Annotated in this window: 25 protein-coding genes and 2 riboswitches; all 25 genes read left to right on the top strand. The window is 41.3% G+C overall.

Features of this window, described 5'->3' with window-relative positions; translation table 11 throughout:
- The first annotated feature begins 3 nt into the window (after window positions 1-3).
- The 25 genes from AUO94_RS03195 to AUO94_RS03085 all read left to right on the top strand — a co-directional run bounded on the left by AUO94_RS03195 (window position 4) and on the right by AUO94_RS03085 (window position 24,796).
- Window positions 4-1,179 (top strand): acetyl-CoA C-acetyltransferase, encoded by a 1,176-nt coding sequence (locus tag AUO94_RS03195; protein ID WP_058385885.1) that lies wholly within the window; start codon window positions 4-6, stop codon window positions 1,177-1,179.
- A gap of 354 nt (window positions 1,180-1,533) precedes the next feature.
- Window positions 1,534-3,315, top strand: coding sequence for an acyl-CoA dehydrogenase family protein (locus tag AUO94_RS03190; RefSeq protein ID WP_058385884.1), 1,782 nt, complete (start codon window positions 1,534-1,536; stop codon window positions 3,313-3,315).
- A 136-nt stretch (window positions 3,316-3,451) separates the two neighbouring features.
- Window positions 3,452-3,775 (top strand): arsenate reductase family protein, encoded by a 324-nt coding sequence (locus tag AUO94_RS03185; RefSeq protein WP_058386935.1) that lies wholly within the window; start codon window positions 3,452-3,454, stop codon window positions 3,773-3,775.
- An 80-nt stretch (window positions 3,776-3,855) separates the two neighbouring features.
- A complete protein-coding gene (gene gcvH, locus AUO94_RS03180; protein WP_058385883.1) occupies window positions 3,856-4,236 on the top strand; it encodes a glycine cleavage system protein GcvH in 381 nt (126 codons plus the stop codon).
- A gap of 345 nt (window positions 4,237-4,581) precedes the next feature.
- Window positions 4,582-4,920, top strand: a complete 339-nt coding sequence (locus AUO94_RS03175; RefSeq protein ID WP_058385882.1) for a ribonuclease M5 — start codon at window positions 4,582-4,584, stop codon at window positions 4,918-4,920.
- Between the two features lie 5 nt (window positions 4,921-4,925).
- Window positions 4,926-5,252 carry a thioredoxin family protein gene (locus AUO94_RS03170; protein WP_058385881.1) on the top strand — a complete coding sequence of 109 codons (327 nt, stop codon included), beginning with the start codon at window positions 4,926-4,928 and terminating at the stop codon, window positions 5,250-5,252.
- Window positions 5,253-5,357: 105 nt separating this feature from the next.
- Window positions 5,358-5,462: riboswitch (SAM riboswitch) on the top strand.
- Window positions 5,463-5,550: 88 nt separating this feature from the next.
- Window positions 5,551-6,576, top strand: coding sequence for a methionine ABC transporter ATP-binding protein (locus tag AUO94_RS03165; RefSeq protein ID WP_058385880.1), 1,026 nt, complete (start codon window positions 5,551-5,553; stop codon window positions 6,574-6,576).
- Window positions 6,569-7,237, top strand: a complete 669-nt coding sequence (locus AUO94_RS03160; protein WP_058385879.1) for a methionine ABC transporter permease — start codon at window positions 6,569-6,571, stop codon at window positions 7,235-7,237. Before AUO94_RS03165 ends, AUO94_RS03160 begins: the two co-directional genes overlap by 8 nt.
- Before the next feature lie 47 nt (window positions 7,238-7,284).
- Window positions 7,285-8,097, top strand: coding sequence for a MetQ/NlpA family ABC transporter substrate-binding protein (locus AUO94_RS03155; RefSeq protein WP_058385878.1), 813 nt, complete (start codon window positions 7,285-7,287; stop codon window positions 8,095-8,097).
- Window positions 8,098-8,683: 586 nt separating this feature from the next.
- Window positions 8,684-9,856 (top strand): dicarboxylate/amino acid:cation symporter, encoded by a 1,173-nt coding sequence (locus AUO94_RS03150; protein ID WP_058385877.1) that lies wholly within the window; start codon window positions 8,684-8,686, stop codon window positions 9,854-9,856.
- 99 nt (window positions 9,857-9,955) lie between these two features.
- Window positions 9,956-10,471 carry a hypothetical protein gene (locus AUO94_RS03145; protein ID WP_058385876.1) on the top strand — a complete coding sequence of 172 codons (516 nt, stop codon included), beginning with the start codon at window positions 9,956-9,958 and terminating at the stop codon, window positions 10,469-10,471.
- A 204-nt stretch (window positions 10,472-10,675) separates the two neighbouring features.
- Window positions 10,676-10,831, top strand: coding sequence for a YuzK family famiily protein (locus AUO94_RS17335; RefSeq protein WP_169793157.1), 156 nt, complete (start codon window positions 10,676-10,678; stop codon window positions 10,829-10,831).
- Window positions 10,832-11,102: 271 nt separating this feature from the next.
- Window positions 11,103-11,885: a Fe-S cluster assembly ATPase SufC gene (gene sufC, locus AUO94_RS03140; RefSeq protein WP_281251063.1), complete on the top strand. Its 783-nt coding sequence runs from the start codon at window positions 11,103-11,105 to the stop codon at window positions 11,883-11,885.
- A gap of 18 nt (window positions 11,886-11,903) precedes the next feature.
- Complete coding sequence (gene sufD / locus AUO94_RS03135) at window positions 11,904-13,208, top strand: Fe-S cluster assembly protein SufD (RefSeq protein WP_058385874.1); 1,305 nt, start codon at window positions 11,904-11,906, stop codon at window positions 13,206-13,208.
- A complete protein-coding gene (locus AUO94_RS03130) occupies window positions 13,208-14,437 on the top strand; it encodes a cysteine desulfurase (RefSeq protein ID WP_058385873.1) in 1,230 nt (409 codons plus the stop codon). Before sufD ends, AUO94_RS03130 begins: the two co-directional genes overlap by 1 nt.
- Window positions 14,427-14,867 (top strand): Fe-S cluster assembly sulfur transfer protein SufU, encoded by a 441-nt coding sequence (gene sufU, locus AUO94_RS03125; protein ID WP_058385872.1) that lies wholly within the window; start codon window positions 14,427-14,429, stop codon window positions 14,865-14,867. The genes AUO94_RS03130 and sufU overlap by 11 nt, the downstream gene beginning before the upstream one ends.
- A gap of 20 nt (window positions 14,868-14,887) precedes the next feature.
- Complete coding sequence (sufB, locus tag AUO94_RS03120; RefSeq protein ID WP_058385871.1) at window positions 14,888-16,285, top strand: Fe-S cluster assembly protein SufB; 1,398 nt, start codon at window positions 14,888-14,890, stop codon at window positions 16,283-16,285.
- Between the two features lie 261 nt (window positions 16,286-16,546).
- Window positions 16,547-17,407, top strand: a complete 861-nt coding sequence (locus tag AUO94_RS03115; protein WP_058385870.1) for a DUF72 domain-containing protein — start codon at window positions 16,547-16,549, stop codon at window positions 17,405-17,407.
- Window positions 17,407-18,234 (top strand): sulfite exporter TauE/SafE family protein, encoded by an 828-nt coding sequence (locus AUO94_RS03110; protein ID WP_058385869.1) that lies wholly within the window; start codon window positions 17,407-17,409, stop codon window positions 18,232-18,234. The genes AUO94_RS03115 and AUO94_RS03110 overlap by 1 nt, the downstream gene beginning before the upstream one ends.
- A 12-nt stretch (window positions 18,235-18,246) precedes the next feature.
- The gene (locus AUO94_RS03105) at window positions 18,247-19,590 is read left to right on the top strand and encodes a bifunctional metallophosphatase/5'-nucleotidase (protein WP_058385868.1); all 1,344 of its coding nucleotides are present in this window, start codon (window positions 18,247-18,249) and stop codon (window positions 19,588-19,590) included.
- Between the two features lie 71 nt (window positions 19,591-19,661).
- A riboswitch (Lysine riboswitch) is annotated at window positions 19,662-19,842 on the top strand.
- Between the two features lie 109 nt (window positions 19,843-19,951).
- Window positions 19,952-21,526 (top strand): Na+/H+ antiporter NhaC family protein, encoded by a 1,575-nt coding sequence (locus AUO94_RS03100; RefSeq protein WP_058385867.1) that lies wholly within the window; start codon window positions 19,952-19,954, stop codon window positions 21,524-21,526.
- Between the two features lie 194 nt (window positions 21,527-21,720).
- On the top strand, window positions 21,721-23,241 hold the full coding sequence (locus tag AUO94_RS03095; protein WP_058385866.1) for a sodium-dependent transporter: 1,521 nt from the start codon (window positions 21,721-21,723) through the stop codon (window positions 23,239-23,241).
- Between the two features lie 15 nt (window positions 23,242-23,256).
- Window positions 23,257-23,388 (top strand): methionine/alanine import family NSS transporter small subunit, encoded by a 132-nt coding sequence (locus AUO94_RS17205; RefSeq protein WP_143039520.1) that lies wholly within the window; start codon window positions 23,257-23,259, stop codon window positions 23,386-23,388.
- A 143-nt stretch (window positions 23,389-23,531) separates the two neighbouring features.
- On the top strand, window positions 23,532-24,455 hold the full coding sequence (lipA, locus tag AUO94_RS03090) for a lipoyl synthase (RefSeq protein WP_058385865.1): 924 nt from the start codon (window positions 23,532-23,534) through the stop codon (window positions 24,453-24,455).
- Window positions 24,456-24,469: 14 nt separating this feature from the next.
- Window positions 24,470-24,796: a YutD family protein gene (locus AUO94_RS03085; protein ID WP_058386934.1), complete on the top strand. Its 327-nt coding sequence runs from the start codon at window positions 24,470-24,472 to the stop codon at window positions 24,794-24,796.
- The last annotated feature ends 53 nt before the right edge of the window (window positions 24,797-24,849 follow it).

Here is a 24,849-nt window from a genome sequence, read left to right as displayed (position 1 = left end):
CACATGCGTGAAGCAGTAATCGTGGCCAGTGCTCGAACACCGGTCGGAAAAGCGACAAAAGGTTCTTTAGCGACTGTGCGACCGGATGATTTCGGTGCTTTAGTTGTCAGAGAAACGCTACAGCGAGCTGGTGGCTATGACGGGCCGATCGATGATTTAATCATGGGTTGCGCCATGCCAGAAGCAGAACAAGGCATGAACATCGCGCGTAACATCGGAGCACTTGCAGGATTGCCCGATACGGTTTCAGCCGTAACCGTTAACCGCTTTTGTTCATCAGGTCTTCAGTCGGTTGCCTACGCAGCAGAACGGATTATGGTCGGTTCAGCCGAAGCCATTATTGCAGGCGGTGTCGAATCAATGAGTATGGTACCGATGATGGGTAACGTCATTCGTCCCAATTCAAAACTAGCTGAAACAGCACCTCAATATTACATGAGCATGGGTCATACAGCAGAACAAGTTGCGACCAAATACGGTGTGAGCCGTGAAGACCAAGATGCCTTTGCAGTTCGCTCTCATGAAAAGGCAGCAGCAGCTATTGCAGCTGGAAACTTTGATGATGAAATCGTCCCTGTTGAAGTAACAAAACCTTATATTGACGAAAACAATAAATACCAAGAAAAAACGTCTATGTTCGAAATGGACGAAGGCGTTCGTCACGGAACCAATTCGGATGGACTCGGAAAATTGCGTCCTGCTTTCTCAGCACGCGGCTCCGTGACAGCTGGGAACTCCTCACAAACGTCTGATGGTGCAGGCGCATTGCTCGTGATGGACCGCGAAAAAGCAGAAGCACTTGGACTCAAACCAATTGCCAAATTCCGTTCATTCGCAACAGGCGGTGTCCCACCAGAAATCATGGGAATTGGCCCAATCGTGGCAATTCCAAAAGCTTTGAAATTGGCAGGCTTAACAATTGATGACATTGATGTATGGGAACTAAATGAAGCATTCGCTTCTCAATCACTTGGTGTTATTCGTCACTTAGGTCTTGATATCGACAAAGTCAACTTTAACGGAGGCGCCATCGCTCTCGGCCATCCGCTAGGTGCAACAGGTTCTATTTTAACCATTCGCATGATGAGTGAATTAAAACGACAAGGCAAACAATTTGGTGTTGTAACCATGTGTATCGGCGGAGGAATGGGCGCAGCAGGCGTCTTTGAAATGCTGTAGAGAATAGGCGTAAGGTAATAGTCGCTTCGACCGCTTTGGGCATGGCTCCCGCCATGAGCCGAGAAAAGCACTCGTCTCATAGCTTCGCCTAGCCCGTGGACGCGCCTAAGCTATTAGCTGTCTGTCGAAAAGATATTAAAACTCGATACCTATCAAAAGAAGAGAAAGTTCGCCATTAAAATTTAAAAGAATGAGCGGAAGGCGGCGACTCCTTGGGGATCAGGCCGAGGTGAAGACCCTGGACTGAGCAAAGCGAGGGAAGCGGCTTCAGCCGGTCCCCAGGAAAGCGTCCGCCTGAAGCGAATTCTTCAACCTATAACACTATAAGCAAGTAAAAACTAGGAGGAATTCATCATGGAACAAGAAAAAACATTGATCAAAGGCGGAAGCTTTTTAATCGAAGATGCAGACCTGTCGCGTGTGTTCACGCCGGAAGATTTTACTGAAGAGCAAAAAATGATCGCTAAATCAACAGAAGATTACGTCAACACTGAAGTAATGCCAGTTGTTGAAAAGTTAGAAAACCATGAATTTGAGCATTCGGTTCGTCTTTTAAAAACAGCAGGTGAGCTTGGCCTTCTAGGTGCTGATGTTCCTGAACAATACGGCGGTCTGGGATTAGACAAAATTGCTTCGGCCCTAATTGCTGAAAAAATGTCCAAAGCAGGTGGTTTCTCAATTACTCACGGAGCCCACGTAGGAATTGGTTCATTGCCAATCGTTCTTTTTGGTAACGAAGAGCAAAAACAAAGCTATTTGCCGCGTTTAGCAACTGGCGAAATGATTGCAGCTTACGCATTAACAGAACCAAGTTCAGGGTCTGACGCATTAGGCGCGAAAACAGTAGCAAAATTAAATGAAGCGGGTACGCATTACGTCTTGAATGGTGAAAAACAATGGATCACCAATGCTGGATTTGCGGATGTCTTTGTTGTATATGCAAAAATTGACGGAGACAAATTCTCTGCGTTTATCGTTGAACGTGAATTCCCAGGTGTTTCTGTTGGGCCTGAAGAAAAGAAAATGGGTATCAAATCGTCTTCAACACGTACGTTAATTCTTGAAGACGCTGAAGTTCCTGTGGAAAATCTTTTGGGCGAAGCAGGACGTGGCCATATTATCGCGTTTAACATTTTGAACATTGGTCGTTATAAATTAGGGGTAGGTACAATTGGTGCCTCGAAACGTGCGATGGAATTGACGATTCCGTATACGAACCAACGTCAGCAGTTTAAAACACCAATCTCGTCTTTCAACTTGACGCGCGAAAAATTAGCGACAATGGCTTCTAAATTGTATGCAGTTGAAAGTTCTGTTTACCGTACTGTTGGCCTTTTTGAAGACCGAATGAGCGGGTTTACAGACGAGCAACAAGCAGACGGCAAGCTAGTGGCAGATTCAATTGCTGAATTTGCGGTAGAATGTTCGTTAAATAAATTTTTCGGTACAGAAACGTTAGATTATATCGTCGATGAAGGCGTTCAATTGCATGGTGGTTACGGCTTTATGCAAGAATATGAAATTGAGCGCATTTACCGCGATTCACGCATTAACCGTATTTTCGAAGGCACCAACGAAATCAACCGGTTACTCGTACCAGGTACATTGTTGCGTAAAGCAATGAAAGGTGAATTGCCGTTATTGCAACACGCTCAAAAGTTACAAGAAGAGCTGTTAATGATGATGCCTGAAGAAGTAGGGACAGATGCATTAGACCAAGAAAAATACTTGGTAAAAAACGCGAAGAAAATTGCATTGCTCGCAGCGGGACTAGCGGCACAAACATACGGCACAAAACTAGAGGCCGAACAAGAAGTGCTAGTGAACATTGCCGATATCGTCAGCAACGTCTTTGCGATGGAATCTGTCGTGTTGCGTACTGAAAAAGCAATTGCCGCTTCAGGTGAAGAAAAAGCGAAACAAAAACTGTTGTATACACAAATTTATTGTCAAGAAGCGTTTGATCAAATCGAGCGAGATGCGAAAGAAACATTGATCGCGGCTATTGAAGGCGATAACCAACGCATGATGCTTTCAGCGTTGCGCAAATTAACGCGTTCAACTCCTTATAACGTTATTGCGAAAAAACGCGAAGCTGCTGTTAAGCTAATTGATGTAGAGAAATACGTCGTGTAAGAAGTTTTATGAAACAGGCAACTCCGTTAATTTGGGGGTTGCCTGTTTTTATTCATCGACCACAAGGCTTCTCTTTGGTAAGCTTAGAAAAAAGGGAGGTTTTAAGGTGATTACTTATTACGCATATCCAAAATGCATGACTTGCCGTAAAGGAAAAAGTTGGCTAGAACAAAACAAAGTGGAATTCAATGAAATACACATTGCGGAAAACCCACCAACTAAAGAACAATTAGCTCAAATGTATCAAGCGAGTGGTTTAGAATTGAAGAAGTTTTTTAATACGAGTGGTTTGGTTTATCGCTCACTTAGTTTAAAAGATAAGTTATCGACTATGAGCGAAGACCAGCAATTGGAACTACTTGCTTCTGATGGCATGCTGATCAAGCGTCCCTTGGCTTGGGATGGCGAAAAAGTGACACTTGGCTTTAAAGAAGCAGATTATCAAAATCGCTGGTTGTAAGCGAGTAGCACCATCTTGTATTTCGCGGCTGTTTATGTCAAACTGAATGTGAATGAACTACATAATTTGGAGGGGTCAAGATGAGCACACCAGCAGAACTTCGTTATTCAAAAGAACATGAATGGGTTAAAACCGAAGATGGCAATGCACGTATCGGTATTACTCATTTCGCACAAGCGGAACTAGGGGATATCGTTTTTGTTGAACTTCCACAAGTTGGAGACGAGCTAAAAAAAGATCAGCCTTTCGGCAGTGTTGAATCCGTTAAAACGGTTTCAGAATTGTATGCGCCAATTAGCGGAAAAGTAATCGAGGTTAACTCTGAACTTGAAGATAGCCCAGAATTTGTGAACGAGTCTCCTTACGAGCAGGCTTGGATGGTTGTAATCGAAGCCCCTTCTGAAGAAGAAGTTAATGCATTGATGACAGCAGACGAATACAAAGAAATGACCAACGAGTAATTACTGAAAAGCGCCTATCTTGGCGCTTTTTTTTATGACCGATAAGTGTTGTCAGCAGTTCGCATAAGTCATGGAAATGGACGTCAGCCTGTTCTATTGGTATTTTAAAACTAGATAAGTTGGTAAAAGAAACCGACTTTTCTATACTGCTTTGTGCTCAGCAAAGGAACGGGTTGCATGATCCACATCCTGTGAGCTCGAAAGCACTGCTGTTTTACGGAATATCAACAAGTGGAAATCATTAGTTCGACTTATATAAAGAGCTTTATCGCAATAAAACGAAAGTTTTCTTTTACCGCTAAGTCTTAGAACTTTTCTTATTTTATATTTGATGGGGTGAGTGTTATGGGAAAGGTGATTGTTGTCGAAGGGCTCAGTGATAAGTCAAGGATTGCACCACTCATTGCAGAACCCGTGACGATTCTTTGTACAAATGGTACAGTAAGTGCATCGAGACTGGAAGAGTTACTATTACCGTACGAAGGCCAGGATATGATCATACTAGTAGATGCAGACTCTTCAGGAGAAAAACTGAGGAAACTCGTCAAGCGTGAATTTCCTGAAGCTCGTCATTTTTACATTAACCGAAATTATAAAGAAGTTGCAGCAACACCGCTCCGGATCTTGATGGATGTGCTCATCACAGCGAATATCCAGGTAAATAAGCTATTAACAGAGGGATGAAGAAAATGAATGAATGGACGCACAAAGAATGGATCAAAGAAAAGAATACGAATAAATCAACGGCTTATTATTTGTACGCGCCAATGTGTGGAACTTGCCAGGTTGCGTCTAAGATGCTATCAGTTGTCACCGAATTGTTACCGGATCTTCCAATGGGCAAAGCAAATTTAAATTACGTTCAAGAAATAGCGGATCTCTACGAAGTGGAGAGTGTACCGTGCTTACTTATAACAGAAGGTGGCAAACTAAAAGAGAAAATCTATGCTTTTCAATCAGTGCCATACTTGTATAGTAAGTTAAAACCTGTTGACGAATACAGCCGGTCATGGTAAATTAGTCTTCTGATAAAAAACCAATTGCTTGTCTGAAATCTAGACAACAAGCGAAGAGTCAAATAGAATACAGTCCTTAAGTTTTTCAAAAATTTCATATCAAAACTCTTATTACGAGTGGTGGAGGGAAGTGCCCTATGAAGCCCGGCAACCGTCATGAAAATGAAATGGTGCCAAATCACACAAAGCGAAAGCTTTGGACGATGAGAGATTGGTTTCCGTATACTATACGTTTGCCCTTCTGCTCAGTTATGCGCGGAAGGGTTTTTTATTTTTAAGATTTAGGAGTGTTGGAAGAATGATTGAGTTAAAGCAAGTGACAAAAAAATTCGATACAGGCAAGGCAATTTTAACAGCTGTGGATCAAGTGGACTTATCCATTTCTGATGGAGAGATATTCGGTATTATTGGTTATAGTGGAGCAGGTAAAAGTACCTTAATCCGATTGTTGAATGGGTTAGAAAAACCAACGTCAGGAACTGTAGAGATTAATGGACAAATTATCACAGCGATTAAAGGCGGAGAATTACGCAAGGCACGTCAGAAAGTCAGTATGATTTTCCAACATTTTAATCTACTATGGTCTCGTACAGTGAGAGAAAATATTGAATTTCCGCTAGAAATTGCCGGAGTGGCAAAAGCACAACGCGGAAATCGTGTACAGGAGTTAATTGAATTAGTCGGATTAACGGGTCGTGAAAACGCCTATCCTTCTGAGCTATCAGGAGGACAAAAACAACGCGTCGGTATTGCCCGGGCATTAGCAAATGACCCAGAAGTCTTGTTGTGTGACGAAGCGACATCAGCACTCGATCCAGAAACAACAGATGCCATTCTTGACTTGTTAGTAGACATCAATAAGCGATTGGGATTGACAATTGTACTGATTACTCATGAAATGCACGTCATCCGGAAAATTTGCCACCGTGTGGCTGTAATGGAAGGCGGACGAGTTGTAGAACTTGGCGACGTTTTACATGTGTTCCAATCACCGAAAGAGGCAATCACGAAACGCTTTGTTGCGCAAGTAGCCGACAGTGGAGATTCACAGGAAACCATCAAAAACCTGCGGGAATTATACCCAACTGGCGAATTGGTGAAATTGGTTTTTGTTGGCGATCAAACCGAACAACCCATTTTAACTAAATTGATTCGCAGTCATGCCGTGGAAGTGAATATTGTTCAAGGCAATATCTCGCATACGCAGCGTGGCGCATACGGCACCTTGATCTTACAGCTTAAAGGGTCTCAAGCAGAAATTGAAGAAGCACTGGTATTTCTTCGCTCAGAAGATATTCAAGCGGAGGTGATGGACAATGATTGAATCGTTATTTCCAAATGTAAAGTGGGACAGCATGTGGGAAGCTACTCTTGAAACACTTTACATGACCGCATTATCAACTGTATTTACATTTGTTATTGGTTTAGCACTTGGTATTATCTTGTTCTTAACAGCACCGAAACAATTGTGGGCAAACAAACTCGTTAATTGGCTGACTGGCGCATTCGTCAATATTTTCCGTTCAATTCCTTTTATCATCTTGATCATTTTATTGATTCCTGTCACTTTGTTCTTGATGGGATCGATTCGCGGACCGAATGCGGCTTTACCGGCATTAATCATCGGTTCAGCTCCATTTTATGCACGAATGGTGCTAATTGCGCTAAAAGAAATTGATAAAGGTGTGATCGAGGCGGCTCGTTCAATGGGTGCAACAACCGGCACCATCATTTGGAAAGTGTTATTGCCCGAATCAAAACCGGCATTAATATCCGGCATTACGGTCACGGCGATTGCATTGGTCGGCTATACAGCAATGGCCGGCATTATCGGCGCAGGTGGTCTTGGTACACTTGCTTTCCTCGACGGCTTTCAACGCAGTCGTGAAGACGTTACATTGATGGCAACAATCTTAATCTTAATCATTGTCTTTATCATTCAATACATTGGTGATTGGGTCACGATAAAAGCAGACAAACGGTAAAAACGGATTTTCCGTTCTATAAAACAACACATAAGGGAGAGATTGAGATGAAGAAATTTGTAGTAGGAACAGCGTTAACGGCATTGGTACTCGCAGGATGTGGAAATGGTGGAGCAAGTGAAGAAGAGTCTAAGACATTACGCATAGGCGCTTCTAACGTACCGCATGCTGAAATTTTAGAACAAGCGAAGCCCCTTTTAGAAGAGCAAGGAATTGAACTTGAAGTTGAAACGTATCAAGACTATATTTTGCCAAACAAAGATTTAGAGTCTGGTGAAATTGATGCCAACTATTTCCAAACTATTCCTTACTTAGAAACTCAAATAGCTGATAATGGTTATGAGTTTGAAAATGCTGGAGGGATTCACATTGAACCAATCGGTGTTTATTCACAAAAATATGCTTCTCTTGATGAACTACCACAGGATGCAACCATTTTGATGAGCAACTCGGTATCGGAGCAGGGTCGTATTTTATCGCTGCTTGAGGTAGAAGGCTTAATCACATTGGCAGAAGGTGTAGATAAAACATCGGCTGAAGTGAGTGATATTGTTGAAAATCCGAAAAATTTACAGCTTGAGCCAGACTATGAAGCAGCTTTACTTGTTCAATTATATGAATCAGGTGAGGGAGATGCAGTCTTGATCAACTCCAACTATGCGATTGATGCTGGCATCAGCCCTCTAGAAGATTCAATTGCAATAGAATCATCTGATTCGCCATACGTAAATATTATTACCGTGCGTGCAGGTGATGAAGATAACGAAAATGTGAAAGCTTTAGTTGAAGTATTACAATCCCAGGAAATCCAAGACTTTATTTTAGAAGAATGGGGCGGCTCAGTAGTACCGGTAGATTGAATAAAAAAGGAGCTGTCTCATAAGCCCCTAAAATAAAACAGACGGAGAAAAAGATTTTCTTTTTCTCCGTCTGTTTTTGATTGGTTGGAGAGGGTACTGAAAGTGGCTGGCGAATGCTGGTTACTTTATGGAATGAGAAAGTCGAATCGTGGCTCTTTTTCATCCCCGAGCGCATACAGGTAATTCTCTTCGCTGCCACCTGCGCCCGCGATGACCGTCTTTGGCATGGGCAGGCTGGAATCCGCTAGTTTTCAGGTGCGGAATAAAACAGTGTGTATCTGTTGGACGCTGGTACATCGAATGATAATGAACGGTTTTTTGTATCCTTTTTGTTCCAGAACGGCTGATGGGAATGGAGATGGCGACTCCTGCGAGAACAGCATGTGGTGAAGACGGCGTAGCCGGCTGAGGCCGTGCCCGCGGAAAGCGTCCGTCGGAATGGACATCAGCCATTTCTCATCTTTTTATTATTTTCGAAATAATAAAAATATTTCGCGTTTTCTTGTATACCTTACATTCGCGAGAGGTTTGTGCTATTTTTGAATAATAAAAAAGAAGCATTTGTTCATATGAGGGGGACAGGTTCATGAAGTTCAATTTTGGTTTATTGCCTCGAATAGTGGTGGCAATCGTTCTAGGGGTACTTATTGGGTTAGTAGCACCAAAAGAAATAGTGAGAGTATTTGCGACGTTTACAACGATTTTCGGTAACTTTTTAAACTTTGTTGTGCCGCTAATCATTCTTGGGTTCATTGCACCGGGAATTGCCAAACTAGGGAAAGGTTCTGGTAAGCTATTGGGGATGGCTACAGTTGTTGCATACGCTTCCACCATTGCGGCAGGAATCTTAGCGTTCTTCGTGGCGACGACAGTTCTGCCTAACTTTATGAAAGCGGGTTCTTTAAGCAGTATGGAAGATCCAGAGCATGCTTTAGCGACTTCGTTTATCGCACTCGATATGGCACCTGTTTTTGGTGTTATGTCCGCATTGATCTTGGCTTTTTTACTAGGTATTGGCATGGCTTCTACAGGAAGCAAAACAATGGTATCGTTTTTTGATGAATTTCAGGCAATTATTGAGAAAACAATTTCTTACATTATTATTCCTCTGTTACCGTTTCATATTTTTGGTATATTTGCCAATATGGCGTACGGCGGAGCGGTATTTGAAATTTTGTCGTTGTTTGCCGTCGTCTTTGTGATGATTATCATACTTCACTGGACAATGCTGTTGCTGCAATATTCGGCAGCTGGTGCATTAAAAGGGAAGAATCCATTATCGATTTTAAAAACGATGATGCCTGCTTATTTTACAGCACTTGGAACGCAGTCTTCTGCAGCAACCATCCCCGTCACATTGCGTCAAGCACGCAAGTCGGGAGCTAACGAACGCGTAACAGACTTTACCGTTCCATTGTTTGCAACTATCCATTTATCAGGCAGTACTATTACATTAGTGTCCTGTGCAATCGGCGTATTATTACTAACAGGTGGAGCGCCGACATTTAGCAGCTTCTTTCCATTCATTTTAATGTTGGGTGTTACGATGATTGCAGCACCAGGCGTACCAGGTGGAGCTGTTATGGCAGCGATTGGTTTACTGCAAAGTATGCTAGGATTTGATGCAACAATGGTAGCATTAATGATCGCACTTTATATGGCGCAAGATAGCTTTGGTACTGCAGCAAATGTTACCGGAGATGGTGCTTTAGCACACATCGTCGACCGTTTCACAAATGGTCAAAAAAGTTTACAATAGTCGATCGATTCAAACAATTATGGCTATTTTGAAAGGTCTATTCTATTGATAATTTCTGTGCTATTATAGCGAAGATATTACACAATAGGGGGAAACACCATGAAGAAATTATGGGCAATTGGTTTATCAGCGGCGGTATTATTGGCTGGCTGTGGAGAAGAACAATCAGCGGAGTCAACTGAAGCTACTACCAGTTCAGAAGATAGCAAAGATGTTAAGAAAGACATGATGAGATTTTATCTGACCATTTCAAATACGATCAATGCAGTTGATGTAGATCTGAACACATTTGAAAAAATGAAAGCAGAAGACCTATTACCAGAAGGTGAAGAGCTGAAAGCGATGACAGACGCAGCGATTGTTTCTGCTAAAGATTCAGCTGCTGCTATTGAGACCTTGGAAATTCCAGCGGTATTAGAAAATCAAAAAGAACAAATTGAAACGGCATTCACAGCTATTCGTGAGTCCTATGAAATAAAAGCGGAAGAATTAACGAAAGATGCATCTTTTGAAGCAGCTGACGAAAAGTTCACCGAAGCAGATACGTTGTTAAATGAATTGCTAACAGAGCAAGGGTTAGCCGGTTCTAGTATTCAAAACGAAGTTTCACAATAAGCAGAAAGCCCTTTGACAACTAAATGTCAGAGGGCTTTTTGATGAAGTTATGTATAAGGCAAAAGATCTGTTTTCAGATTAGTTTGATTATTTTGGTGTTTATTTGCTCTTTTATCGGGTATACTGTAAAAGGTAAGCGTTAAATCAACAGATTGAAAGGAATGGTTCATTATTGAATCGAACGGCATTGAGAAGACCGATAAAATGGAGCATGCATTTAGAAATGCGCATGGCTTCGGAATTGACGAATATCAAAATGACCCGGACAAAATTCTCGAAGTAGAACAACGTCGTGAACAAGATTATCAGCTAGGCCAAAAAGTAGCCAGCCAGATCGAGCGGCAGGTTCATCGAGACTAAGCAGAGCATATAACAACATGAAGCCAGTATCTTCGGATGCTGGCTTTTTTATTGATATAATTTCTCAATTAGGATTCTTTTATTGAAAATATGAAGGTGTGACAGTTGTCACACTAGGCTTTTACAAATAAGTGATAAATGCAGCAATCTAAATTGTTTTATCGTCATTTTTTTAGTAGTTTAATGATTTGCTAGTAAGGTGAATATGAGTTAAGATTAGAATGATACTAATTAAGAATGGTTTTCCATTCAACATTAACTTTATGGAGGTATTTACATGTCAACTTTGGTCATTAAAGATTTACACGTTAAAATCGAAGACAAAGAGATTTTAAAGGGTGTAGACTTAACAATTAATACAGGTGAAATTCACGCAATTATGGGGCCTAACGGTACGGGTAAATCAACACTAGCGTCAGCTATTATGGGTCATCCTAAATATGAAGTAACTCAAGGAACAATTACACTTGACGGCGAAGACGTTCTAGAGATGGAAGTTGACGAACGCGCTCGTGCAGGTCTTTTCCTAGGAATGCAATACCCAAGCGAAATTTCTGGCGTAACAAACGCAGACTTTATGCGTTCTGCAATGAACGCTCGTCGCGAAGAAGGATCTGAAATTTCATTGATGAAATTTATTCGTGAACTAGACAGCAAAATGGAAGTTCTGGATATGGAACAAGAAATGGCGCAACGTTACTTGAACGAAGGTTTTTCAGGCGGAGAAAAGAAACGTAATGAAATTTTACAACTTATGATGATCAAACCTAAAATCGCTGTTCTAGACGAAATTGACTCTGGACTTGATATTGATGCATTAAAAGTTGTTTCAGATGGCATTAACCAAATGAGAAGCGAAAATTTTGGTTGCCTGATTATCACTCACTATCAGCGTCTACTAAACTACATTACGCCTGATCATGTTCACGTTATGATGCAAGGCCGCGTCGTTAAATCAGGCGGAGAAGAACTTTCTCTTAAACTCGAGTCTGAAGGATATGACTGGATCAAAGCTGAACTTGGCATTGAAGACGAGACTGTAGGACAAGCATAATTGAAGGGAGAGACTAGCATGACGGTTGAAACAAATTTAAAAATGACCGAGCAGGATGTGCGCTCTTTTTCAGAAATGAATGGTGAACCTTCATGGTTTACTGAGCTTCGTCTTCGTTCGTTTGGGGAAGCGCAAAGCTTGCCATTGCCAAAACCAGATAAAACAAAAATTCTTAGCTGGAACTTTACAGATTTCCCAGTACACACGGTTGAAAGTGCAAAGTTCGATTCACTTGAAGATTTAACAGAAGATGTTAAAGCAATCGTAGATTTAGAGCAAAAAAACCTTTATATCCAACACAACAACACACCTGCATTTTCACGTGTTTCTGATGAACTTGCGGCACAAGGTGTTATTTTGACGGATATTTTTACAGCTCTACGTGAACATGGCGATTTGGTTAAGAAATACTTTATGACTAAAGGCGTGAAAACGGACGAGCATAAATTGACAGCGTTAAATGCTGCATTGATGAACGGCGGAGCATTCCTTTATGTTCCGAAAAACGTTGTTGTAGAAGAACCTGTACAGGTAGTTTTCTATCATGATGATGCAGAAGCGTCATTGTTTAACCACGTTATCGTTGTTGCAGATACAAGCAGTAAAGTAACTTATGTGGAAAACTATTACTCAACAGTTCCACATGCGAACGGCTCGGCAAACATCGTGTCAGAAGTTTTTGCTGAAGATAACGCACAAATTACGTACGGCGCTGTAGACACATTAGCAGAAGGCTTTATTACGTATGTAAACCGTCGCGGTGTTGTAGCACGTGATGCACGTATTGAATGGGCTTTAGGCATGATGAATGATAGCGATACAATTTCTGAAAACACAACGCACTTGATCGGCGATAATTCTTTTGGTGATACGAAAAGTGTAGTCGTTGGACGAGGATCGCAAAAACAAAACTTTACAACGCAAGTTGTTCATTGGGGCAAAGATTCTGAAGGTTTCATTTTGAAACATGGTGTTATGAAAGATTCGTCTTCTGCTATCTTTAACGGCATTGGTAAAATCGAACACGGTGCGACAAGATCTAACGCAGTACAGGAATCACGTGTATTGATGTTAAGTGAAAAAGCACGTGGCGACGCTAACCCGATTCTGTTAATCGACGAAGACGATGTAACAGCAGGACATGCGGCATCAGTTGGACGCGTAGATCCGCTTCAATTGTATTACTTGATGAGCCGCGGTATTACAAAACAGGAAGCTGAACGTCTTGTTATTCACGGTTTCTTGGCACCGGTTGTCCGTGTATTGCCAATCGAAGGCGTTAAAAAGCAATTGACGGAGGTTATCGAAAGGAAAGTCCGCTAATGATCAACCAAGAGATAAAAAGCTATTTTCCAATACTCAACCAAGAAATAAATGGTCACCCACTGATTTATCTGGATAGTGCTGCTACTTCACAAAAGCCGATTCAAGTAATTGAAGCATTAAAAAATTATTATGAATTGGATAATGCCAACGTGCACCGAGGCGTTCACACACTCGGGAATCGCGCAACCGAACACTATGAAGGCGCACGCGAAAAAGTCCGGAAATTCATCAACGCTAATTCGATGGAAGAAATTATTTTCCTGCGAGGAACGACAACTGCCATGAACCTCATTGCGCAAAGCTACGGAAGAGCCAATGTCCAAGAAGGCGATGAAATTGTCATTACTTATATGGAACACCATTCTAATATTATTCCATGGCAGCAATTGGCTAAAGAACGCGGCGCCATTTTAAAATACGTTGAACTTGAAAAAGATGGCACGATTTCCTTGGAGCAGGTCCGTGCAGTTGTAACAGAGCGAACTAAAATCGTTTCGATGGTTTATGTTTCGAATGTTCTTGGCACGATGAATCCAGTGAAAGAAGTTGCACAGATTGCTCATGAAAATGGTGCAGTGATGGTTGTTGATGGTGCTCAAGCAGCGCCGCATTTGAAAATAGATGTTCAGCAACTTGACTGTGATTTCTTTGCATTTTCGGGTCATAAAATGTGTGGCCCTACTGGAATTGGCGTTCTTTACGGCAAGAAAGAGTTATTAAATAATATGGAACCGGTCGAATTTGGTGGAGAAATGATCGATTTCGTTGGGTTATACGATTCGACATGGAAAGAGTTGCCTTGGAAATTTGAAGGCGGTACACCCATTATTGCAGGTGCTGTTGGACTAGGTGCGGCAATCGATTTTCTCAATGAAATCGGCTTAGATGAAATTGAAAAGCATGAACATCAAATGGCTGCTTACGCAATGGAAAAAATGAGCTTGATTGAAGGATTGGCTATTTACGGTCCAACTGATCCACAAAAACGGGCAGGGATTGTCACATTCAATCTGAATGATGTTCACCCACATGATGTTGCAACTGTTCTTGACATGAGCGGCATTGCGGTGCGCGCTGGTCATCACTGTGCGCAACCTTTAATGAAATGGCTGGAAGTTTCAGCTACAGCACGCGCGAGCTTCTACCTATACAATAGCGAGTCAGATGTTGACCGTTTGGTAGAAGGTCTGCGTTCGGCAAAGGAGTATTTCAACGATGTCTTCTAATAATTTAGATCAATTATACCGACGTGTTATTATGGACCATTATAAAACGCCCCGCAACAAAGGAACGCTTGAAAATGATAGCGTTAGTATTGAAATGAACAATCCGACCTGTGGAGATCGCATCCAATTGACTTTGCAGGTCGAAGACGGCATTGTCAAAGATGCGAAGTTTGACGGTGAAGGATGTTCGATTTCAATGGCTTCTGCTTCAATGATGACGCAAGCTGTCAAAGGGCAAGAAATTGATACGGCATTAAAACTTTCCAGCATTTTTTCAGATATGATGCTTGGCAAAGAGTACGATGATTCGATTGATCTTGGTGACATTGAAGCATTGCAAGGCGTCTCTCAGTTTCCAGCCCGTATCAAATGTGCGACTTTGGCATGGAAAGCCATGGAAAAAGGCGTGCAAAACGAAGAAAAATCGTAATATAGAACGGAGGAACGACGATGGCGAAAAAAATGCCGGAAATCGGTGATTATAAATATGGGTTCCACGACAAAGATGTATCAGTTTTTAGATCTAAACGTGGCCTGACTGAAGATATTGTAAGAGAAATTTCAAAAATTAAAGATGAGCCAGAATGGATGTTAAAATCCCGTCTGAAAGCATTAAAATTGTTTTATTCAATGCCAATGCCACAATGGGGCGGCGATTTAGGTTCACTAAACTTTGATGAAATTACGTATTACGTAAAACCATCAGAAGCGAGCCAAACTTCATGGGATGAAGTTCCTGAAGAAATCAAACGCACATTCGATAAATTAGGTATTCCAGAAGCAGAGCAAAAGTATTTGGCTGGTGTTTCGGCTCAGTACGAATCTGAAGTTGTTTACCACAACATGAAAGTTGAATTGGAAGACATGGGGATTATCTTTAAAGATACCGGTTCTGCTCTTCGTGAAAACGAAGACCTTTTCAAAGAATATTGGCAGTCAGTAATTCCAGCAGCAGATAATAAGTTTGCAGCGTTGAATACGGCAGTTTGGTCTGGTGGATCATTTATTTACGTGCCAAAAGGCATTAAAGTAGAATCTCCACTTCAAGCTTATTTCCGTATCAACTCGGAAAACATGGGCCAATTTGAGCGTACATTAATTATCGTTGATGAAGGCGCAAGCGTTCATTATGTAGAGGGCTGTACAGCTCCTGTTTACACAACGAATTCACTTCACTCTGCTGTTGTTGAAATTATTGTGAAAAAAGATGCTTATTGCCGTTATACGACAATTCAAAACTGGGCAAACAATGTCTTTAACCTTGTAACAAAGCGTGCATTTGTTGACGCGAACGGAACAATGGAATGGATTGATGGCAACATCGGTTCGAAATTGACAATGAAATACCCAGCTATTTACTTGAAAGGTGAAGGCGCACGCGGCATGACTTTGTCGATTGCAATCGCTGGTAAAGGACAGCATCAAGACGCTGGAGCGAAAATGATTCACTTGGCTCCAAATACATCTTCATCGATTGTTTCGAAATCAATTTCAAAACAAGGCGGGAAAGTTTCGTATCGCGGAATCGTTCATTTTGGACGTAAAGCGGACGGCGCACGTTCAAACATTGAATGTGATACGTTAATTATGGACAATCAGTCAACTTCTGATACAATTCCATACAACGAAATTTTAAACGATAACGTTTCTTTGGAGCACGAAGCGAAAGTTTCAAAAGTATCTGAAGAGCAATTGTTCTACTTGATGAGCCGTGGTGTTTCTGAGCAAGAAGCAACAGAAATGATCGTAATGGGCTTTATCGAACCATTCACGAAAGAACTTCCAATGGAATATGCGGTAGAAATGAACCGTTTAATCAAGTTCGAAATGGAAGGCTCGATCGGTTAATAGACGAATAACTAACGGGCTGTCCCAAAAGGTCATGAAATATGACTTTTGGTGACAGTCTTTTTGTGTCTTGTAAGATTTAATTGCTTCCCATGCTATTCGGTGGAATTAAAATACTTCTAACTAGACGGCTATCTTAGTAACCTAAAATAATATTTTCTCCCTGAACTCTCAATTGATCAAAAGAAACTCCCTTTAAAAAAAGACGTTCTATTTTTTCTATGCTATCATAAAATAATAACCAGAAATGGAGGCGGGACGATGATTTATGTAGGTTTGACGGGGTGGGGAGACCATCCAGATGTCTATAGCCCTGGCTCAAAGAAAACAGATAAATTGATCGATTACAGTGCTCATTTTCCAATTGTAGAATTGGATTCCTCCTTTTATGCAGTTCAGCCGGAAAAAAATATTCGGAAGTGGATGGAAGAAACGCCAGAGCCGTTTCAGTTTGTAGTAAAAGCTTATCAAGGAATGACAGGACATCTGCGTGGAGAAAATCCATTTGACTCACGCGATGACATGTTTGAAGCGTTTAAAAAATCCATTCGCCCATTAAAAGAAGCTGGGAAACTGGCAATGGTACTGCTTCAGTTTCCGCCGTGGTTTGATTGCCAAAAAGACAATGTCGATCAACTTCGAGAGATTACCGGGCGTTTAAAAGAATTTGATCTGGCAATCGAATTTCGTCATCAATCCTGGTATGCCAATGGGATGAGTGAAAAAACCGTGGACTTCTTACGGGATAATCAGTTGATTCACACAGTGTGTGACGAACCGCAGGCAGGAGATGGCTCAATTCCACTGGTTCCAATTTCTTCAAGAACAGACAAAGTGCTACTTCGTATTCACGGTCGCAATGTTCATGGCTGGCTAAATCCAGGGCATGGACAAAACTGGCGGGAAGTTCGTTATCTCTATGATTATAATAAAGAAGAACTGGGCGAAATCAGTCGTGCTGTAAACCTATTGGCGCAAACAGCAGAAACGGTCTACGTGATTTTTAATAATAACTCAGGAGGCCATGCAGCAGGTGACGCTAAAGAGTTCCAGAATATGAATGATTTATCATTTGACGGGCTTTCACCAAAGCAAATGGATTTATTTGAAGGAGGATTTTAATGGTTTTTATCGTTATGGCACTTGTCGGAGTGGCTTCTGGCATAGTGGGTGCATTGATAGGGCTTGGTGGTGGCGTTATACTGGTTCCAGCTTTACTTTTTCTAGGCACCAGTTTTGCGTTTTTTCCGGACCTTTCGCCTCAGAAAATTGTTGGCTTATCAGTCATCATGATGATTTTCACAGGCTTGTCTTCAACTTTAGCTTATATGAAAGTTCGAACAGTCGATTATAAAAGCGGACTTATTTTCTTTGCAGGAAGTGCACCCGGTACAATCATTGGTGCTTTTGTTAATAAAAACTTGGATTTGCCGTCATTCAATCTGTATTTCGGAATTCTTCTCGTTTTTCTATCGCTGCTTTTACTGTTGCGCGACCGGCTCAAAGCGGTTCGCTGGTTCGTGGACAACGGTCGTAAAACAACGTTTATAGACAATCAAAATAAAGAATATATTTATGGTTATCCAATTTGGTTTGCCTTGTTATTAACTTTTTTTGTTGGAGTGGCTTCAGGGTTGTTCGGTATCGGTGGTGGCTCAATTATCGTGCCTGCGATGATTTTATTGTTCTTATTCCCACCACATGTAGCCATTGGGACGTCTATGTTTATGGTGTTTTTATCAGCACTTGTCAACTCCGTTACCCATATCTCATTAGGAAACGTGCCATGGATTTATACGCTAGCCGTTGTTCCAGGTGCATACATGGGTGCGAAAATAGGTGCGAAGTTAAACAAGCGCCTGAATTCGGAAATGCTGGTGACCATTTTGCGTATTGTCCTTTTGATTCTCGGGTTGCGATCGATTTATGAAGGAATATTTAGTTCTTAAAGAGGTGTTTTCATGAGTGAAACTATTCATATTTATCATACAAATGATTTGCATAGCCATTTTACAAATTGGCCACAGATTAAATCGTTTTTAGCTGAACGAAAAAGATGGCACGAAGAAGAAGGCGACGTCTGTCTTATTTTAGATATTGGTGACCATGTTGATCGTTCGCATCCTTATACAGAAGGCACAGCAGGCAAAGGCAATGTGCAATTACTAAACGAAGCGCAATACGATGCTGTGACGATTGGCAATAACGAAGGCATTACACTGTCAAAAGAAGAGCTTGCTGATTTGTATGTTCAAGCCGATTTTAAAGTGGTGGTGTCAAATTTATTTGATTTGCGTGGCAATCGACCTCAATGGGCTAAGCCCTATCATATTATCCGTACAACAAACGGAAAACGGATTGGATTAGTGGGTGCAACCGCAGAGTTTACGCCTTTTTATCATAAACTGGGTTGGCGACTTACAGATGCCAAAGAATCTATTATTCAAGCAGTAAAAGAAATTGAAGAACACACGGATTTAATTATTTGCTTATCACATCTTGGCATTAAAGAAGACGAGTTATTGGCGGATCTTTGTCCACAAATCAATATTATTTTGGGGGCACATACGCATCATGTTTTTCATGAAGGCAAATGGCAAGGGGACACTTTGCTAGGTGCTGCAGGAAAATTCGGTGTTTACGTTGGTCATATTGCTGTAGCAGAAGCATTTGAAAAAACCACTGCGCAACTCGTTGAAGTGTCTCGGTTACGCGAAGAACAAGAAGGATTTGATGAACGGCTAATCGAGCAGGGAAAAATACAAATGAACGAGTTAGTTTTTCATAGCGACAAGACGCTAAAAGCAGAGTGGTTTAAAGATTCAGAGCTGGCAACTTTGTTTGGACAAGCGCTGATTGAATTTACAGAAGCCGATTGTGCGTTATTTAATGCCGGAATATTTATGGAAGATATGGCAAAAGGTGCGATGACTCGCTACAACTTTCATCAAATGCTGCCTCATCCAATCAACCCTTGTCTTGTCGAGCTAAGCGGAGCCGAGTTAAAAGAGATTTATTTGCAGTCTTTGAACTCAGAATGGCCACAGCTCGAGTTAAAAGGAATGGGATTCCGTGGCGCGGTGTTTGGCAAGATGATTCATTTGAATATGGAAATTATAAATCACCGGTTTTATATCAATGGGCAACTAGCAGTGCACGATCAAACTTACCGATTGGTTACGTTAGACATGTTAACGTTTGGCTACTTTTTTCCAAGCTTGAAAAGAGCGGCTAAGACATATTTTATGCCAGAGTTTCTGCGTGATGTGTTTAGCGAGTATTTTCATAGCAAAGCCTTGAAGTAGAAGGCCTATTCGGAATATAAACGCAGTTGATTTTATGGTGATTTTGGGCTATGCTAATAAAGAAATATATATTGGTGGGTAGAGGCTGCAGGACTGATCAGTAAGATGCGCGAGTTTGACCGCGTTGAACGCATCTGAAAGGAAGTTTTGCCGAAATCGATTTTCTAGGTCTAAGAAGATGGATTGGGGTCATTCTAAATAAGAATGTCACTGTCATTTGAGCAACAGCTTAAATGGGGAGCTACAGGGTTGTTTGATGTTCTAATGCACAGACGAATTGTAGAAGGCTGACTTTATCCAATTGGAGAGGTCGGCTTTTTTTATCTCATTTTTCACCCATCAAAAATTAGGAGGAGTTTTTATGGAGAATACGATTTTTTCGATTTTGCCGCCGATTATTGCAATCGTTATGGTACTTTTAACGCGTCGTGTGCTATTGTCGCTAGGTACCGGTATTGTAGCAGCAGCTGTAATATTGACATGGTTTGCACCACTTGATGCCTTACAAGAGCTTGTAACATCATTTACGATTATTTTTTGGGATGAAGGTTTCAACGCTTACAACGTCTTTATCATTCTTTTCTTGTTGTTGCTTGGCATTATTACAGCATTCGTTAGTTTATCAGGAGGCAGCCATGCTTTCGCTGAATGGGCTTCCACACGTATCAAGTCGCGAAGAGGGGCGAAGGTTCTAACAGTAGTTCTTGGAATTGTGATCTTCATCGATGACTATTTCAATGCTTTAGCTGTAGGACAAGTTGCACGTCCAATTACTGATCGTTATAAAGTGTCACGCGCTAAGCTCGCGTACTTTATCGATTCGACTGCTGCACCTGTTTGTGTCGTTTCTCCCGTATCAAGTTGGGGAGCTGCAATTATTGGGATTATTGCGACGATTTTAGCAGGACAAACTTTTGTTGAATATTCCGCATTAGAAGCTTTCCTGTGGATGGCACCGATGAACTTTTATGTAGTTGCTTCTCTAGCTATTGTCTTTTTTGTTGCTATTCGTGATGTTGATTTTGGTGAAATGAAGAAACATGAAGTGCTTGCCATTACGGAAGGACAACTTTTTGATCCTAACAAAACAATTCCAGGTGAAATGAAAGAAGATTTTCCAACTCATTCACATGGACATGTTAGAGATTTATTACTACCAATTTTATTGTTGATTGTTGGTACAGTAGGGGCAATGATATGGACGGGCTATCAGAACGCAGATCAAGTATTTGATATTTGGTTGATTTTTGAAAATACAGATGTGCCAGCTTCCTTATTAACAGGTGGTGTGCTAGGCGCATTAACGTCCATTATCTTATACGTTATGCAAATGAAAAAGAACGAAACAGCTAACGTGGGCTGGATTGGCAAAGGCATTTGGGCAGGTATCAAATCAATGATGGGTGCAGTGCTAATCTTGATTTTTGCTTGGTCGCTGACTTCTTTGATCGGGTTACTTGAAACGGGTGCATATTTAGCAGGCGTTGTGTCTGAAGGCAATGTTCCGACAGCTATTCTTCCCGTTTTACTGTTTGTGTTAGCGGGTGTTATGGCTTTTTCTACAGGAACATCGTGGGGGTCTTTCGGTATTTTATTACCGATTGCCGGTACAATTATGATTGAGGCTGACCCATCCTTATTATTGCCAGCGTTATCAGCAGTGTTAGCAGGAGCGGTTTTTGGTGATCATTGTTCACCGATTTCCGATACGACGATCTTGTCTTCGACAGGAGCGGGAAGCAATCATATGGACCATGTCTTAACTCAGATACCGTATGCGTTAACCGCTGCAGGTATCGCTGCAATTGGGTACATTGTCATAGGTTTCACTGGTTCGCTATTGATTTCGTTAGGCGTAGTCTTAGCCGTGTTAGCCATTCTCTTTGTTGTCTGGTCACAACGAACAACTATTATTGAAAAACAACAAAATATATAATGAAATCAAGGCAGAGAAGCTATTTCTCTGCCTTTTTACTTTTGCCGCAATAGTTTTTTTAAATTATATTGTGAAATCGTCTTTACATTAAAGCGCTCTCTCGGTATACTATTTTTAGATTAGTTAATAATCTGAAAACAAACAAAATTCCTATTTTTATGTAAATAGAATGGGAATACAGAGGGGGAAGAGTGATGGAACGTTCGCAATGGGGTACACGTGCCGGCTTTATCATGGCAGCTGTCGGCTCTGCAGTAGGTTTAGGTAACATTTGGCGTTTTCCGTATGTTGCCTTTGAAAATGGCGGGGGTGCCTTTTTCATACCATATCTATTTGCATTATTAACTGCCGGTATACCAATTTTAATCCTTGAATTTACGATTGGTCATAAGTACCGAGGTTCTGCACCATTATCATTCTTTAGAATGGGTGGTAAAAAACTAGAATGGCTTGGTTGGTGGGCAGTATTTGTGTCCTTCATTATATCTGTGTACTATGCCGTTATTATCGCTTGGGCAATGCGCTATACTATATTTTCAATCAATCAGGCATGGGGCACAGATACACAAGATTTCTTATTCAATGAATTTTTGCAACTGACAGTTAGCCCAGGGCAAACAGGTGGAATTGTTTGGGGCGTATTTATTCCTCTAGTGCTGGTCTGGGTCATTACACTCGGAATTTTGCTTGCAGGAGTGAAAAAAGGAATTGAAGTGGCTAACCGGATTTTCATTCCAACTTTAGTCGTCATTTTCTTGGCAGTAGTTATTCGTGCAGTTACACTGGACGGGGCATTGGTAGGACTAGAAGCATTCTTCCAACCAGATTTTAGCGCTATTATGGATCCGTCGGTTTGGGTCGCAGCTTATGGACATATATTCTTTAGTTTATCTGTCGCATTTGCCATTATGATTACGTACTCAAGCTATCTTCCTAAAAAGTCGGACATTACAAATAACGCTTTTATCACAGGTTTTGCCAACTCAAGCTTTGAATTATTAGCTGGTATCGGTGTTTTCGCAGCTCTTGGGTTTATGGCATCGCAACAAGGTGTTGAAGTAAGTGAAGTAGCAACAGCCGGTGTTGGATTGGCATTTGTGGTATTCCCACAAATTATCAATGAATTTCCAGGATTCAACGGATTGTTCGGCGTATTGTTCTTCTTGTCGTTAACACTCGCTGGATTGACGTCTTTGATGTCAATTACTGAAACTTATGTCGCTGGGTTTTCTGAGAAGTTCGGTATTTCTCGTAGAAAATCTGTTCTTTTCGGAGGCGGACTTGCAGCATTGATTTCAATTCTCTTTGCAACACAAGGCGGATTGTTCTTCTTGGATCTTGCAGATTACTTTATCAACCAATTTGGTGTTGCAGCAATCGGTCTAGTAGAAGTGGTGCTAGTCGTTTGGGTGTTCCGCAAAGCAGATACACTTAAAGCACATGCTAACGAAATCTCGGATATTCATTTGGGTGGCTGGTGGAAATTCAGTCTCGGCATCATTACACCAATCGTTTTAGGTTATATGATGTTCGGTTTACTCAAGCTAAACATTCTGAAAGAGTTTGATACTGAAACTGGAAACTACGAAGGGTACTCAGATATGTTTACCTTATCAGGAGGCGTAGCAGTTGCTTCCGCTGCAATCATTTTCGGGGTTCTATTCTCTCTTGCAAAATGGCATAAAGAACAGGGAGAATATGACGAGCGCAATTAAAAGGAGGAGTATCATATGACTGTAAGTTCAATTGTGGTAATGATTATCGGCATGGTCATTATTTGGGGTGGCTTGGCTGCTAGCATCATTCATGCAGTCAGTAGCAGCAAAAAGAACAAGTCGAAAAATGCTGCAAACAACGTATAATTTACAAGCCCAGAAACTTTTGGTTTCTGGGCTTTTTCATGTCTTTAGAGAGAGACGTGAACTTGTGAGGAACAAACCTTTATGATACATTTGGAGTACAATAGGATTCCATTCACAAATCAGATAGACAGGGGACGATGTGCATGTCAACAAAACAAGAGCATCTTAGAAAGCCCGATTGGTTAAAGATCAAACTCAACACCAATGAAAACTATACAGATTTAAAAAAGATGATGAGAGAAAATAACCTCAATACCGTCTGTGAAGAAGCGAAATGTCCAAATATCCACGAATGTTGGGGAACCCGGAGAACCGCTACCTTTATGATTTTAGGTGCTGTTTGTACAAGAGCCTGCCGTTTTTGTGCAGTCAAAACAGGACTACCGAATGAATTGGATCTTCAAGAACCTGAACGTGTGGCAGCCTCTGTAAAAATGATGAATCTCAAACATGCAGTCATTACAGCGGTTGCACGAGACGATTTAAAAGATGGAGGTTCAGCTGTTTTTGCTGAAACAATCCGCGCGATTAAACGTGCTAATCCATTTACTACTGTTGAAGTCTTGCCGTCTGATATGGGTGGAGTCTATGAAAATCTGGAACGTCTAATGGAAGCAAAACCGGATATTTTAAATCATAATATAGAAACAGTACGCCGTTTAACGCCAAGAGTTAGAGCGCGTGCTAAGTACGACCGATCACTGGAACTGTTAAAACGTTCAAAAGAAATGCATCCGGAAATCCCAACAAAATCCTCATTAATGATCGGCTTGGGGGAAACAAAAGAAGAAATTATTGAAGTAATGGATGACTTACGTGCGAACGATGTCGATATCATGACAATCGGTCAATATCTTCAGCCTTCGAAAAAACACTTAATGGTACAAAAATATTATTCGCCAAAGGAATTTAAAGAATTTTGGGAGATTGCGATGACTAAAGGGTTTTCGCATTGCCAGGCAGGCCCTTTGGTTCGAAGCAGCTACCATGCGGATGAGCAAGTCAATGCAGCTGCTAAAGAGCGTCAGCGCCTCGGAGAAGTGCAAGCAGCTGCTACAAACAGCTAATGGATGGTGGAAAAATGATTACATTGGATCAATGGGAATACGACATATTAATAGATCACCGAGAAGGATTCAAAGAGGAGGCCATAACAGGACGCTATAGCGAAATTTTGTCGAAATATGATTATATTTTGGGAGACTGGGGCTATGGACAGTTACGGTTGAAAGGCTTTTTTGAAGACACGAACCACAAAGCAACCTATGATACAAAAATTAGTACTTTACAGGATTATCTTTACGAGTACTGTAATTTTGGTTGCGCTTATTTCGTTATAAAAAAAGGTGGAAAAGCAGCTCCTTTAATTGAAGAACCCGAACAGCAAACCCCCGAAGCGGATGTGTAATCCGTAAGGGGGTTTTTTTTTGGCAATATGATATGATAAAGAAAGAAATTGAC

Origin of the sequence: Planococcus kocurii (assembly GCF_001465835.2) — a bacterium.
Taxonomy (GTDB): Bacteria; Bacillota; Bacilli; order Bacillales_A; family Planococcaceae; genus Planococcus; species Planococcus kocurii.
This window is presented reverse-complemented; position numbering and strand designations above follow the sequence as displayed.